At 67.3% G+C, this 12,863-nt stretch carries 14 protein-coding genes; 5 read left to right on the top strand and 9 right to left on the bottom strand.

The window, feature by feature from the left end; all coding sequences use genetic code 11:
- Window positions 1-123 precede the first annotated feature (123 nt).
- The 3 genes from A3CU_RS0120045 to A3CU_RS0120035 all read left to right on the top strand — a co-directional run bounded on the left by A3CU_RS0120045 (window position 124) and on the right by A3CU_RS0120035 (window position 4,721).
- Window positions 124-765: a hypothetical protein gene (locus A3CU_RS0120045; RefSeq protein ID WP_027943823.1), complete on the top strand. Its 642-nt coding sequence runs from the start codon at window positions 124-126 to the stop codon at window positions 763-765.
- Window positions 766-912: 147 nt separating this feature from the next.
- Window positions 913-3,003 carry a DUF6351 family protein gene (locus A3CU_RS0120040; protein WP_027943822.1) on the top strand — a complete coding sequence of 697 codons (2,091 nt, stop codon included), beginning with the start codon at window positions 913-915 and terminating at the stop codon, window positions 3,001-3,003.
- A 278-nt stretch (window positions 3,004-3,281) separates the two neighbouring features.
- On the top strand, window positions 3,282-4,721 hold the full coding sequence (locus A3CU_RS0120035; RefSeq protein ID WP_052371916.1) for a sialidase family protein: 1,440 nt from the start codon (window positions 3,282-3,284) through the stop codon (window positions 4,719-4,721).
- Window positions 4,722-4,821: 100 nt separating this feature from the next.
- On the opposite strand, the gene A3CU_RS0120030 is transcribed toward A3CU_RS0120035, so the two are convergent.
- The 3 genes from A3CU_RS0120030 to A3CU_RS0120020 all read right to left on the bottom strand — a co-directional run bounded on the left by A3CU_RS0120030 (window position 4,822) and on the right by A3CU_RS0120020 (window position 6,837).
- A complete protein-coding gene (locus tag A3CU_RS0120030) occupies window positions 4,822-5,421 on the bottom strand; it encodes an NAD(P)H-dependent oxidoreductase (protein WP_052371894.1) in 600 nt (199 codons plus the stop codon).
- Window positions 5,418-6,473, bottom strand: coding sequence for an LLM class flavin-dependent oxidoreductase (locus tag A3CU_RS0120025; protein ID WP_027943819.1), 1,056 nt, complete (start codon window positions 6,471-6,473; stop codon window positions 5,418-5,420). The genes A3CU_RS0120030 and A3CU_RS0120025 overlap by 4 nt, the downstream gene beginning before the upstream one ends.
- A gap of 127 nt (window positions 6,474-6,600) precedes the next feature.
- Window positions 6,601-6,837 (bottom strand): hypothetical protein, encoded by a 237-nt coding sequence (locus A3CU_RS0120020; protein ID WP_027943818.1) that lies wholly within the window; start codon window positions 6,835-6,837, stop codon window positions 6,601-6,603.
- On the opposite strand from A3CU_RS0120020, the gene A3CU_RS52515 reads away from it, so the two are divergent.
- Window positions 6,836-7,147: a hypothetical protein gene (locus A3CU_RS52515; protein WP_156960437.1), complete on the top strand. Its 312-nt coding sequence runs from the start codon at window positions 6,836-6,838 to the stop codon at window positions 7,145-7,147. The two genes, A3CU_RS0120020 and A3CU_RS52515, sit on opposite strands and share 2 nt — an antisense overlap.
- 17 nt (window positions 7,148-7,164) lie before the next feature.
- On the opposite strand, the gene A3CU_RS0120015 is transcribed toward A3CU_RS52515, so the two are convergent.
- A complete protein-coding gene (locus A3CU_RS0120015; protein ID WP_169739662.1) occupies window positions 7,165-8,364 on the bottom strand; it encodes a cytochrome P450 in 1,200 nt (399 codons plus the stop codon).
- A 199-nt stretch (window positions 8,365-8,563) separates the two neighbouring features.
- Between A3CU_RS0120015 and A3CU_RS0120010 the strand changes: the two genes are divergently transcribed.
- On the top strand, window positions 8,564-9,667 hold the full coding sequence (locus A3CU_RS0120010; RefSeq protein WP_425388267.1) for a methyltransferase: 1,104 nt from the start codon (window positions 8,564-8,566) through the stop codon (window positions 9,665-9,667).
- A gap of 31 nt (window positions 9,668-9,698) precedes the next feature.
- Here the strand turns inward: A3CU_RS0120010 and A3CU_RS0120005 are convergent, their stop codons facing one another.
- The 5 genes from A3CU_RS0120005 to A3CU_RS45645 form a co-directional block, all read right to left on the bottom strand.
- Window positions 9,699-10,358 (bottom strand): response regulator, encoded by a 660-nt coding sequence (locus tag A3CU_RS0120005; protein ID WP_027943815.1) that lies wholly within the window; start codon window positions 10,356-10,358, stop codon window positions 9,699-9,701.
- Window positions 10,355-11,551, bottom strand: a complete 1,197-nt coding sequence (locus A3CU_RS0120000) for a sensor histidine kinase (protein ID WP_027943814.1) — start codon at window positions 11,549-11,551, stop codon at window positions 10,355-10,357. Before A3CU_RS0120000 ends, A3CU_RS0120005 begins: the two co-directional genes overlap by 4 nt.
- A gap of 207 nt (window positions 11,552-11,758) precedes the next feature.
- A complete protein-coding gene (locus A3CU_RS0119995; RefSeq protein ID WP_027943813.1) occupies window positions 11,759-12,076 on the bottom strand; it encodes a TcmI family type II polyketide cyclase in 318 nt (105 codons plus the stop codon).
- Between the two features lie 151 nt (window positions 12,077-12,227).
- Entirely contained in the window at window positions 12,228-12,395 is a 168-nt protein-coding gene (locus A3CU_RS54580; protein WP_245617221.1) for a response regulator transcription factor, read from the bottom strand.
- The gene (locus tag A3CU_RS45645) at window positions 12,383-12,817 is read right to left on the bottom strand and encodes a response regulator (RefSeq protein WP_425388269.1); all 435 of its coding nucleotides are present in this window, start codon (window positions 12,815-12,817) and stop codon (window positions 12,383-12,385) included. The genes A3CU_RS54580 and A3CU_RS45645 overlap by 13 nt, the downstream gene beginning before the upstream one ends.
- Window positions 12,818-12,863: the final 46 nt, after the last annotated feature.

Genomic DNA, 12,863 nt, shown 5'->3' with positions numbered 1-12,863 from the left:
CATGATCGGCTTTTCCGCCTCGAATAGGCCGCGAGACGGTGGTCCGGCCCGTGTGCAAGGATCACGTGCCATGACGAAACTGCTTGGGATCCGCGTCGTCGCCGTGCGTTCGTTTCGGGCCTGATGGCGGGCGAGCAGGCTGCGCGGTGGATCGACGCCACCCGCCTTCCGGAAGACCTTGTGGCACTGATCGACGCTCTCGGTCCTGGCGAGGACCTGCTCATCACCCGGGACGGCAGGTCGATCGCGACGATATCCAGCACCCAGGGCACGTTCGAGGCCGGAATCATCGATCCCGGCAGCCGCGGCGGCCAGGCCGCCGAACGCCCGTCGTTGGCCTTTGAGAACGTGACGGTCGTGGCCACCGCGATGAAGCTGTCGGAATCGGCTCGGACATCGCTGTCCGCTCAGCTCGGCCCCGACTACGTAGTGCTGGACATGAGCTCGGCCGACCCCAAGAGCGTCGACGTGCTGCTGGTCCCGCCGGTCAGCCCACAGCTGATCGGAAGCTTCCGATCGATGTACCCGAAGGCACGAGTGGTCATCGCGGAAATCGAGGACAAGGAACTCGGCGTCAGCTACCAGGGCCCGGTCCGCCGCCTCCTCAACGCCGGCGCCGACACCTACCTCCCACCCAGCACGATCCCGCGTCTGGCCCAGCAACTGGACCGCACCATGACCGACCGCCGCCAGATCACCGGCAACACCGCAACACCACTGACAATCGAATCGCCGCAAGACCACGACGCGCCCGGAGACGAATAGTCGGAGCGATTCGCCCGATTGCCGGGTCCGCCAGTTCATCAGGGGCACTCGCTGCGCGACGGTTGTTCGCCCGCTGCGCGGATTCGTGCTATACCAGCAGTCGGCGCCACGCCGAGGTGGTGCCCATGAGCCAGTGGAGTCGCATCGGTGAGAAACCGTATTTGGCGCTCGATGACCCTGATGGCGGCGCTGGCGGCACCCCTGTTCGTGCCACAATCCGCGTCCGCGGACCCAGGCGGTCCCATCGTGATCTCCTCGGTGTCCAATCCTCGTCCCGATCTCGTCAGCGGCGGGCAGGTCCTGGTACGGGTCGACCCATCGGGTCGATCCGGGGTCCGGGTCACCGCGAACGGTCAGGACGTCACCTCCGCCTTTCACCGGCAGCCGGACGGCAGCCTGCTCGGGCTGGTGACCGGCCTGCACGTGGGCAGCAACGACATCACGGCCGCGCCGGCCGGGCACGGCGGATCCGCCACGCTGAAGGTGGTCGATCATCCCGGCACGGGCCCGGTCTTTTCCGGCCCGCAGCAACAGCCGTTCTTCTGCGAGACCCAGGCCTATGGCCTGCCACCCGCACAGCAACCCTTGTGCAGCGCGCCGACCCAGGTGAGCTACCAGTACCGCACGACCGCAGGCACCTTCGCCGCGTTGGCCGACCCGGCCGCCCGGCCCGCCGACCTCGCCACGGCGACCGTCGGCGGCAGGAAGGTGCCCTACATCGTCCGCATCGAGCGGGGCACGATCGACCGTGCCGTCTACGAAATCGCGGCACTCCACGACGGCAGCGCACCGTCGCCGTTCACCCCTGACAGCTCCTGGAACCAGAAACTGGTCTACACCTTCGGCGGCGGCTGCAACGCCGGCTACCACCAGGGCGCGACGACCGGCGGCGTGCTCAACGACCTGTTCCTCTCCCAGGGTTACGCGGTCGCGTCCTCCAGCCTGAACGTGCTGGACAACAACTGCAGCCCGATTATCTCCGCGGAAGCGGCGATGATGGTCAAGGAGCACTTCGTCGAGACCTACGGGCCGGTGCTGCACACGATCGGCTGGGGCGGCTCCGGCGGGGCGATCCAGCAGTACGACATCGCGGAGAGCTACCCGGGGATCGTGGACGGGATCATTCCGGGCATATCGTTCCCCGACCCGCTCACCACGGGCGGGCCGGTGTCGGACTGCCGGTTGCTCAACCGGTACTTCGCCGGCCCGGGTGCCTCGTTCACCCCGGCCCAGCGGCTGGCCGTTTCCGGCTACCACGACTACGGCACCTGCATCTCCTGGGACGCCACCTTCGCCAGCCGGGCCACCGCGACCGACAGTTGCAACGCGGCGATTCCGGTGTCGGCTCGATGGGACCCGGTGACCAATCCCGGCGGCGTGAAGTGCAATTCGAACGAGCAGTTGGTCAACCAGCTCGGCCGCGATCCCCAGACCGGGTTCGTGCGCAGTCCGCTCGACAGCACGGGCATCCAGTACGGGCTCCAGGCGCTGAAGGATGGTCAGATCACCCCGGCCCAGTTCGTGGACCTGAACGCCGGCATCGGTGGGCTGGACTACACCGGCAAGCCGGTCCCGCAGCGGAGCGCCGCCGACCCGGTGGCCTTGGCGGCCTCCTACGCCGACGACATCCTGAACTCGGCGTCGGAGGGCCTGCGCACGACGCCGATCATCGACCAGCGCACCGATCTCGACCTCGCCGGGTTCGGTAACGACATTCATACCTCGGAGTGGTCGTTCACCATGCGCCAGCGGCTTCTGGACGCCAACGGCACGGCAGGCAACCAGGTGATCATCGAGAACGCCCCGGCCCAGGCGGGCCTCGCCAGCGCATACGAGCTGGACGCGATGGACCGGTGGCTGACCGCGATTGAGGCCGACACCTCGCATCGGCCCCTGTCGGCCAAGGTCCTGGCACACCGGCCGGCCGACCTCGCCGATGGCTGCTATCTGCCCAGCGGCCAACGAGTCCAGCAGCCGCTCACTGTCCCATCGAGCGGGCAGTGCGGCGCACTGTATCCGGTGGCCGCCAACCCCCGGCTGGTCGCCGGCGAGAACCTGGCCATGGACGTGCTGAAGTGCCGGCTCAAGCCGCTGAACTTCCACGACTACCCGGTAACCTTCACCGACGAGGAAAAACAACGGCTGGCCGCCACCTTCGCCAACGGGGTGTGCGACTACGGCAAGCGCGGCGTCGGCGCCCGGAAACCGCTTGGCACCTGGCGGTCCTACGGAGGCTGAACAGCCGGATTCCGATGCCCGCCACCCACACCCTGACCGATCACATCCGTTCGGGTGCCGTGATGCCGGCGCAGGCGTACACGTCCGGGCAGTTCTGGAGGATGTGCCGTTCGGCGGAGGCTGATGGTTCTGGACCGGTGCAGTTTCGCGGGGGCCGGCAGCGGAGGATCGAATGGCGGATTTACCGGTTCTCGGGTCTGTGTCTGGATGAGCAGGTCATGGTGGGAAGCGTCGTCCTGCTGTCCTGCCTCCGTTGCGCCCGAGAAGGTGATAGCGCGATGTCCAGACCCCGCAGAGTGTTGACCGCGATGCTGTTGCCCGCTGCCGTTGTCGGTGGGCTTTTCGTCGCTGCGTCGCCGGCGTCGGCGAATGTCGCTGTCACGCAGGTCAGTACCGACCCCTTCACCGATGCTCAGGCACAACATCGCACCGAGGTCGAACCGGACACGTTTTCGTTCGGCAGCACCATCGTTTCGGCGTTCCAGGTCGGGCGGGTATCCGGCGGGGGCGCGTCGAACATCGGCTTCGCCACCTCCACCGACGGCGGCGCCACGTGGACGCAGGGATTCCTGCCTGGTACCACCGGCAACGCCGGTGGCGCATGTGGGCAGATCAGCGACGCCTCGGTCGCCTTCGACGCGAAGCACAACGTCTGGCTGATCTCCTCCCTGGGCGTCAACTGCCCCGGCGGGACACCGGTGCTCACCAGCCGCTCCACCGACGGCGGGCTGCACTGGAGCAACCCGGTCACCACCGCGACCGGATCGCTGGACAAGAACTGGATCGTCTGCGACAACACGACTACCAGCCCGTTCTACGGCAACTGCTACACCGAATACGACGTCACCAGCCAAGGCGACTCGCTCCGGATGCAGACCTCCACCGACGGCGGCCTGACCTGGGGACCGGCCCGCGCGCCTTCGGGTACGCACACCGGGCTCGGTGGCCAGCCCGTGGTCCGGCCCGACGGCACCGTGGTGGTGCCCTACGAGTCGCTCAACAACCAGATCCGGTCGTTCACCTCGACCAACGGCGGCGCGAGCTGGAACACGCCCACTCTGGTGTCCAGCGTCAGCCATCACGATGTCGCGGGCGGGTTGCGGGAGGAATTCCTGCCCAGCGCGGAGATCGACTCGGCCGGCACGGTCTATGTGGTCTGGTCGGACTGCCGGTTCCGCAGCGGGTGCCCCAGTAACGACATCGTGCTCAGCAAGTCCGCCACCGGAACCACCTGGAGCACCCCGGTTCAGGTGCCGATCGACGCCACGACCAGCAGCGTCGACCACTTCGTGCCCGGCATCGGCGTCGATCCCTCGAGCTCCGGCGGCTCCGCGCGGATCGGCCTGACCTACTACTTCTATCCCACCGCCAACTGCACGGCGTCGACCTGCCAGCTCGACGCCGGGTTCATCTCCTCGACCAACGGCGGCACCACCTGGAGCGCGGCAACCCAGCTCGCCGGCCCGATGAACCTGTCCTGGATTCCCAACACCTCACAGGGCCGCATGTTCGGCGACTACATCTCCACCTCCGTGCGCGCCGGCGGCAACGCCTACCCGATCCTGCCGATCGCGTCGGCGCCTAGCGGATCGACCTTCGCCATGGGCATGTTCGCCCCGACCGGAGGACTGGCCATCACCGGAGGCACCACCCCGACGAGCACGCCTGTCGAAGCGGTCGCGGCACTGCAACCGGCCGTCGCGGTCACCGCGTTCTGAGCCGATCGAGAACCGCCCGCGGAGGGCGCCGGTCACCGACCGGCGCCCTTGGTGGCCTCGTCCTCAATCGTCCGCTGATGGCCGCGGGGCCGGCTGTGTGTCACCCGGGCCCCGTCGCGCGAGCTCTGAGAAGGTCCACAACGTCAGTGAGCGCGACCTCGATGCGTCCATAGACGCGGGGGTTGAGCAGTGTCGTACCGTCGAAGTCTCCCGCGGATGCGAAGACCGCGACCGGGATCGTCAACGCCTGGAAGAAGGCGAACAGCGGCCGCAAGGCGTGCTCCAGGACAAGCGCATGGTGGTCGCCTCCGCCCGTCGCGGCAAGAAGGACAGGCTTGTTCACGAGCGCATATTGGTCGACAAGGTCGAAGAAATGCTTGAACATGCCCGGGTACGAGCCGCGGTACACCGGAACGGCGGCAATGAGCAGGTCGGCTTCCTCGGCGAGGCGGAGCTGTGCCGCTACGTCGGCCGGAACTTGTTCGCGTTCGATCGTGCCCGTGAACGCCGGACCCAGGCGGTAGACGTCGATCTGGGACGTCTCAATGGGAAGCATTCCCCTGAGCGTGTCGAGGATGACGCTGACGAGCCCCATGGTCTTGGACGGCCGGCTCGGGCTGCCGTTGACGACCACGACTCGCAGTATCGGGCCGGCTGGGCGTGCGACGGCTTCCGTCTCGATGCCGGGCAGGGTCTTCATGCCGCGATCCCGTCCCGTGCCGTGACTTCACGTCGCACCACCGGCGCGACCTCGGTGCCGAGCCGCTCGATCGCCTCGAGGTGATCCTTCTGCGGCATTCCGCCGAAGCCCATCTGGATGATGGCGCGGTTCAGGCCGTACAGCTCGTGGTAGGTGAGCAGCTTGTCGATGATCTCCTGCGGGCTTCCCACCAGCAGCCCGGCCGTCGGCGACGACTGCGCGTCGAACGCGGCCCGGGAGAGCGGGAATCCGGCGCCGCGCTGATGGTTGTTCTCCAGCATGCCCTTGGCGAAGTAGGGGTACATGGTGTCCCGTGCGCCCTGGCTGGTCCGCCCGACGTACCCGTGCGAGTTGATGCTGATCGGCAGCGCGTGGTGCCCGGCCTGAGCGGCGGCCTCTCGATAGAGAAGGACCGTCTCCTCGTGGAAGTTCATCGGTCCGAGCAGCAGGGCAAGAGCCATGGGCAGGCCGAGGCGGCCGGTGCTGATGGCCGACGCGGGCGATCCGCCGACCGCGACCCAGATCGGGATGGTCTCGCCGTCGGCGCGTGGCGCGATATCGGCGTCGGCCAGGGGTGCGCGGAAGCGTCCTTGCCAGGTCAGCGGGTTCTGGTCGCGGATCTTGAGCAGCAGGTCGAGCTTCTCGCGGAACAGGTCCGCGTAGTCCTTCAGGTCGTATCCGAACAGCGGGAAGGACTCGGTGTAGGAGCCACGCCCAGCGATGATCTCGGCGCGGCCGGCGGAGAGCAGATCGATCGTGGCGAACTGTTCCCAGACGCGCACGGGATCCTCCGAGCTGAGCACGGTGACCGAGCTCGTCAGCTTGATGTTCTGGGTCTTCTCCGCGGCGGCGGCCAACAGGATGCTCGGCGCCGATCCCACAAAGTCGGAGCGGTGGTGCTCACCGACGCCGAACACGTCGAGTCCGACCTGGTCGGCAACCTGCGCCTGCTCGATCGTCTCGCGGACGCGCTGCCGCGGAGCTGGGAGGGTCCCGTTGACCGGGTCTTCCGTGAGTTCCGCGAAGGTCATGATGCCGATGTCGAATGGCATGGTGTTCCCCTTCTCTGTGGCCGGCGGCGCCGCTCGCCTCCGACGGTTGCCCATCCGCATGAACATGTCTGCGCAGGCAGTTATTCCGGGGAACGATGCAGGTAGTTGGTTGTGACTCCGGAGACGTTCAGTCTTTCTGGTCCGCCGCCGATCCGGCGGCGGGATGCTCGACGAGCGCCAGGACCCGGCTGGCCATGAATCGCGCTGTCCTGACCGGTGTGCCCGACCGGGTCACCTCGACGACCTCGGCCACCCCGCGGCGAATGTTGACCTCGACTCGCCGGCCCGCTCGGGTGGCTGCGATCTCGTAAGTGCGGGTCTCGTTTCCGGCCTCCAGGACCACTTCCACCCAGTCGCCCTTCATGACCTCACCCTCACCCGGTTACGGCAAGCTCGACACCTACCTGGTCAGGCTAACGCGCGAAAAGCCTGGGCACGACGGCGATGACCCTTCCGACAGCGACCTTGGTTTCCTCGCTGGTCCCCGCCTCTACCACGCCGCGTGCTCAGACCGTGGCGTGCGAGTCGTGCACCCGGACCGTGCTGTGCGGTCCACAGTGGATGCTGCCATTTCTGCGGTCAAGGCACGATCCTGGGACGACGATGACGTCCGCTCCCTTCTTGCGGTGATCGCCGTGGTGCGCCGGGCGATGCGATTCTGTCCATCGTCATGAGGCCAAGTTCGCGGTGGTCACCACCGTACGGGTAGTTCGTACAGGCCGTAGACGAACATGTCCTCGCGGTAGCGCAGTTCTTCCACCGGGCATATTGGGCTCAGGTCGGGGAATTCGGTGAACAGAGCGCGCAGTACGACGCGCAGCTCCACGCGGGCGAGGCTCATCCCGACGCACTGGTGCACGCCGTAGCCGAAGGTTATGTGGGGGACGGTCGGTTGGTTCACGTCGATCGCATGCGAGCACTGGTAGCGAGATTCGTCGCGGTTTCCCGACGCCAGCAGGCAGGTGACCCAATCGCCCGCGGCTATGCGCACGCCGCCGACCTCGACGTCCTCGGTCGCGCGACGGAGGACGCCGTACTGGATGACCGAGTGGATCCGCAGGATCTCCTCGACGAGCCGGTCCGCGCTTTCGCGGGTGCGCAACTCCTGGATCAGGTCGGGGCGGCCCATCAGGTTTGCCACGCCTACGCCGATTGTGCTCGCGGTGGTCTCATGACCCGCCAGCAGCAGGAGCATGGCCATCCCGACCATGTGCTCACGCGACACCGGCTCACCGTCTACCTCCGCTTGACCGAGGTGGCTCAGCAAGTCGTCCGCCGGATGGCGCTTCTTCTCGTCGACGATCCCGGCCAGGTATTCGGTGAGGGCAATCGTCGCCTCGTCGACCTCATCCGGGGTGCTGTGCACGGAACTGCGCACGTGGGTCTGGTGCTGGAAGAAATCCTGGTCCGCGACCGGTACCCCGAGTAGCTCGCAGATTATCGCGGACGGGACCGGGAACGCCAGCGACGGCAGCAGGTCCACCGGTGGGCCCTGTTCTCGCATGCGGGCGAGGTGCTTCCTGGTGACCGCCTCGATTCGGGGCTCCAGGGCGCGTGCCTTGCCCGGCGTCAGGTCGCGCATGATCAGCCGCCGCCACTTCGTGTGCTCCGGCGGGTCCATCGCGACGAGGGAGCGAGGCATCATCACCGGCTTGCGGCCCACCGCCAGCGAAGGCGGCATGCAGCCGGCTCGGTCGATGCTGAACCGGTTGTCGGCGAGCACTTCCCGTTGCAGGTCGTAGGTGGTGACCAGCCAGCCCTCCACCCCGTTGGGCCAGACGAACCGGCTGATCGGCGCTTCCTTGCGCAGCGCGAGGTACTCGGGAGGCAGATCGAACGGGTGGGTGACCCGTTCGCGGGGCAGCATCGGGAGAGTGGACGGCTGAACCACGTTGACTCCTGCCTGTCTACGCATCTTCTGCGGCGCTGGGATCTCGTCCGGGTGTTGGCCGTTCATCGTGACACGCCCGGTGTCCCAGCGGCATCTACGCGATGTCCCGCCACCGCGGGATATCGCTTCCCAGGGGCGCGATCCGGAATCCCAGCCGTCCCGGGACGTCTGCCCCACGACTGGGTGGCGATGACGCTGAATGCTGGTGTGCCGGACACCAACGAAATATCCCGCACGGAAAGCAGGGGAGAAATACATGAGCGAGAGTAACGCCGCAGGCGCAGCGGACGCATTCGCGCTCTCGCAGCTGATGTTTCCGACGACCGCGGTGTGTATTTCGGTCGCGGCCCGGCATGGGTTGGCCGANGTGTTGGCGGAGGGCAGTCTTTCGGTCGGGCAGCTTGCTGAGCGTACCGGTACTGATGAGGTGCAGTTGGGTAAGGTGCTGCGGTTGCTTGCCGAGGAAGGTGTGTTCCGGGAGGTCGGGCCGGATGTCTTCGCGAATTCGCGGTTGTCTCATTTGCTGCGTAAGGGTTTCCCGCGGTCGCAGCATGCGATGGCGACCCTGGTCGGTGAGCCGTGGTTGTGGAACTCGTGGTCGAAGTTGTCGGAAGGTCTGGCCAGTGGAAGGCCTGGTTTCGAGCTTGCTCACGGCATGGCTTTGTGGGCCTATCTGGCGGGTGATGCGGCGGCGGGCGTGGTTTTCAACGATGCTATGCGCGATTTTTCCGAGGCGTTGAGCGATCTGGTGGCCTCGTCCTATCCGGCGTTCACCGACAGTGGTGTGGTTGCCGATCTCGGTGGCGGTACCGGTACCTATCTGCGTGCGATTCTGCGGACCTACCCCAGTGTTGAGCGGGGGGTCCTGGCCGATCTGCCGGCGGTGATCGAGCAGGCCGAGACCAGTCCGGAGTTGGCGGAACTGTTGGCGAGCGGCAGGTTGGGCCTGCATGGTGGTGACTTTTTCGATGCGGTCCCGTCGGGGGTCGATGTTTATGTTGTCAAGCAGGTCATGCATAGCTGGGATGACGATTCGATAATCCGGTTGCTGCGGCGTTGCCGGGAAACCTCGCCGGAGGCCACGTTCGTGGCCGCCGAGTTCGTGCGGGACACCAAGGCATCGCGGTTTGTCAAGAACTTCGACCTGATCATGACCATCACCATGAACGGCAACATCCGCACCGAAGCCCAGTACGCCACGGTGTTCGAGAAGGGCGGCTACGAACTGACCAGCATCCTGCCCACCGACACCGCCTTCAGCCTCGTCGAGGCGCGGCCCCGGCCCTATGCAAGGTTTGCGTAGGGCCGAAACCCGCCGCGCCCGCGGCGCAGGCTCACCGGTCGAGCGTCAGGCCCGCCCGCATGGCGAACACCACGAGCTGAGCACGGGACCGAGCGTGCAGCTTGACCATGGCGCGGCTGACGTGCGTGCGTACGGTGGCCGGGCTGACCACCAGCTCCTTCGCGATTTCCTCGTTGGAGTAACCGGTGGTGACCCAGGCGACCATCTGGCGTTCGCGCTCGGTCAGCTCGTCCAGCCCGCCGACCGGAGCGGCGGTCGGGGCCACCTGCCGCTTGAACATCGACACCACCCGGTGCGTGACCGACGGGGACAGCAGGGCCTCGCCCCGGGCGACCACGCGGATGGCCCGCACGAGTTCGTCCGGTGCGGTGTCCTTCAGGATGAACCCGGCGGCCCCGGCCTGCAGCGCCTCGAACACGTACTGGTCGATCTCGAACGTCGTGACCACGATGACCTGGGTTTGCCCGAGGTCCGGGTCAGGGGTGATCTTGCGCAGGGTCTCCAGACCGTCCATGCCGGGCATCCGGAGATCCAGCAGCAGGATGTCCGGCCGGTCGCGGCGCAACAGCTCCAGTGCGGCCTGACCGTCCGGTGCCTCGCCGGTCACGGTCATGTCGTCCTCGCGATCGATGAGTACCCGCAGGCCCATCCGGACCAGCTTATGGTCGTCAGCGAGCACCACCCGGATCACCGGCCGCCCCCTGTCAGCGGCAGGTGCGCCACGACGCGGAACCCGCCCCCTTCGCGAGGGCCGGCCTCGAGCCTGCCCCCAATATCCTCGACCCTGCCGCGCATCCCGGTCAGTCCCCGCCCCAGGCGCGGTGTCTGCTGTGGCGTCGCTCGTCCGCGGTCTGCCACCTGCACCACCAATTCGTCCTCCTGCCGTGCGATCCGCACGTCCGCTGTCGTTTCCCCCGCGTGCCGGAGCACGTTGGTAAGTGATTCCTGCACAACCCGATACGCCACCACGTCGATGTCATCGGTGAGCGAGGTGGCCGGGTGCTCCAGGTGAAGTTCCACCGGCAGGCCACCGGCCCGCACCTGGTCGACCAGTTCGGGCAGCCCGGCGAGGCCGGTGTCCCCGGCGGAGTCCTGGTCACCGCTGCCCGCGTCGTCGTCACCCGGCCCCGGCAGGTCCTGTTCGCCCGGCCCGTCCGGATGGAACGTGCCGAGCATGCTGCGAAGTTCGGTCAGCGACTTCCCGCTCGTGGCCTGGATTGCCTCGAGGGACTCGCGGGCCTGCTCGGGCTGCTCGTCGAAGACCAGCAGCGCCACCCCGGCCTGCATGGCGACCAGGGCGAACCCATGCCCGGCGATATCGTGCACGTCGGAGGCGATCTTCATCCGCTCCTCGAGCACGACCCTGGCCACCAGTTCCTGCCGGGCGCGTTCCCGCGCGGCCGTCACCGCGTGCACCAGCGCGCCCAGCGACCACGGCAACACGATCCAGCCCAGCCAGGCGACCGATAGCACTACCGGGGTGTCGAGTTGCCGGCTCGACCGGGCGGCCACCATCGCATACGCGGCCCCCGCGGCCAGCCCACAGGCGAGCAGCGACAGCCGCAGCGACCGCTGCCTTGCCACCTCGAACATCGCGATGATCATGCAGAGCTGCACCGGCCCGTACGGGTAGCCGGCGAGCAGGTAAACGCCGAGCAACGCCATCACCAGGGTCAGTCCCCAGACCGGCGCCCTGCGACGCAGCGCGACGGTGGCCACCGCGGCCAGCGCGACCAGCAGGAAAGCCCACAAGTCCGGCGGTCTGGCCCGCCCGGTCTGCGGTATGGCCGCGCCGATCGTGCCGAGCGCCAGCACGCCGGCCAGCAGGCTCGCGTACCCGAGCTCCGGCAGCGACGGGAACCCCGCCCCGCCGGCTGCCCGCATTCGAAAACCCCAGCGCCGTAGCGCGGAAGCAACCGAAGACGAGCCTGCCGGCATTACCAGGGCGGTATCAGAACCAGTAGCCGGGTGACCTCCCAGGTCCGCAGCGGTCCGTGATCTGGGCCTCACGCTCCGAGCATACGGCCGACACCCACGAGTGGAAGGCCGGGCCCTGAACTACGACCCGGCCTCGACGTGGTACAGACAACGTTACGGCTTCCAGGTGTAGAAGCATTGCGCCATTGCGTCCTTCGGCGACTTCCAGGTCGGCAGGTATGGGGAGATGTGCTCGTCCAGCCGCCTGCTGATTCGCTGGAACTCCGGGTGTTTGCGAGCCTCGGCGACGGCAGCGTCGCCGAGGTCCTCGGTTTCCAGCAGGTGCGCGTACAGGTCACCGAGCCGGTACAGCGAACGGTGACGTACCCCGGCGATGAGCGGTAGTTCGGTCNGGTCGGACTCGGCGAAGATCTCGGCCACGTGCTGCTCGGCGTTCGGGTTGATCTTCGCGACAATGAGGGTTCTGTGCATGTGGTTGCCTCAATCGATGTCGACGTCGTTCCCGGCCGGATCGCTGCGGTACCACCGAGATCCATCGATACCAACGATTTTGGCGACCACACATCCCACGGTCGTGGGGAACGCGTCCTCGCACCGCGGGAAAATACCCGGCCGGGACCGGTCACGGTCCCAGACCCGCCTTGCGCGCGTAGAACGCGGCCTGGCCACGCTCGGCGACGCGCAGTTTCGCGAAGATGCGCGACACGTAGTTGCGGACGGTTTTGACCGACACCTCGAGGTCGTGCGCGATGGCATCGTTGGAGTGTCCGTCCGCGATCAGTTCGAGCACCGCGCGTTCCCGGTCGGTGAGCTTGGGAACAGCTTGCCGCCGCCGGCGCGTGTCTTTTTGAGGTGGTCGATGACCCATTCGGACACTACCGGCCCGAAGGCGAGGCCGCCGCGCCGGACGGTCTCGACCGTGCGCGCTATATCGCCCACACCGGATCCCTTGAGCAGGTATCCGCGGGCTCCGGCACGTATCGCGGGCAGCAAGGCGTTGCTGTCCTCCAACACGGTCAGAATCACCACGTCGGTGCCGGGGCACTTGCTCGCGATGGCCTTGGTCGTGCTGAGGCCGTCGAGGCCGGGCACCGCGATGTCCATCAGCACNACATGCGGGCGCAGGCGGTGACTCGCGGCGACGGCGTCGGTTCCGGTACTCACCTCGCCCACGACCTCGAACCGCGGGTCGGCGCCGAAAGCGCCGCGCAGCCCGGACCGGTAGAGCGGATGGTCGTCGGCTATCAGCAGCCGCGTA

Origin of the sequence: Amycolatopsis taiwanensis DSM 45107 (assembly GCF_000519205.1) — a bacterium.
In the GTDB taxonomy this organism is placed as follows: domain Bacteria; phylum Actinomycetota; class Actinomycetes; order Mycobacteriales; family Pseudonocardiaceae; genus Amycolatopsis_E; species Amycolatopsis_E taiwanensis.
The sequence above is the reverse complement of the archived record's forward strand: the minus strand, read 5'-3'. Positions and strand labels throughout refer to the sequence as shown.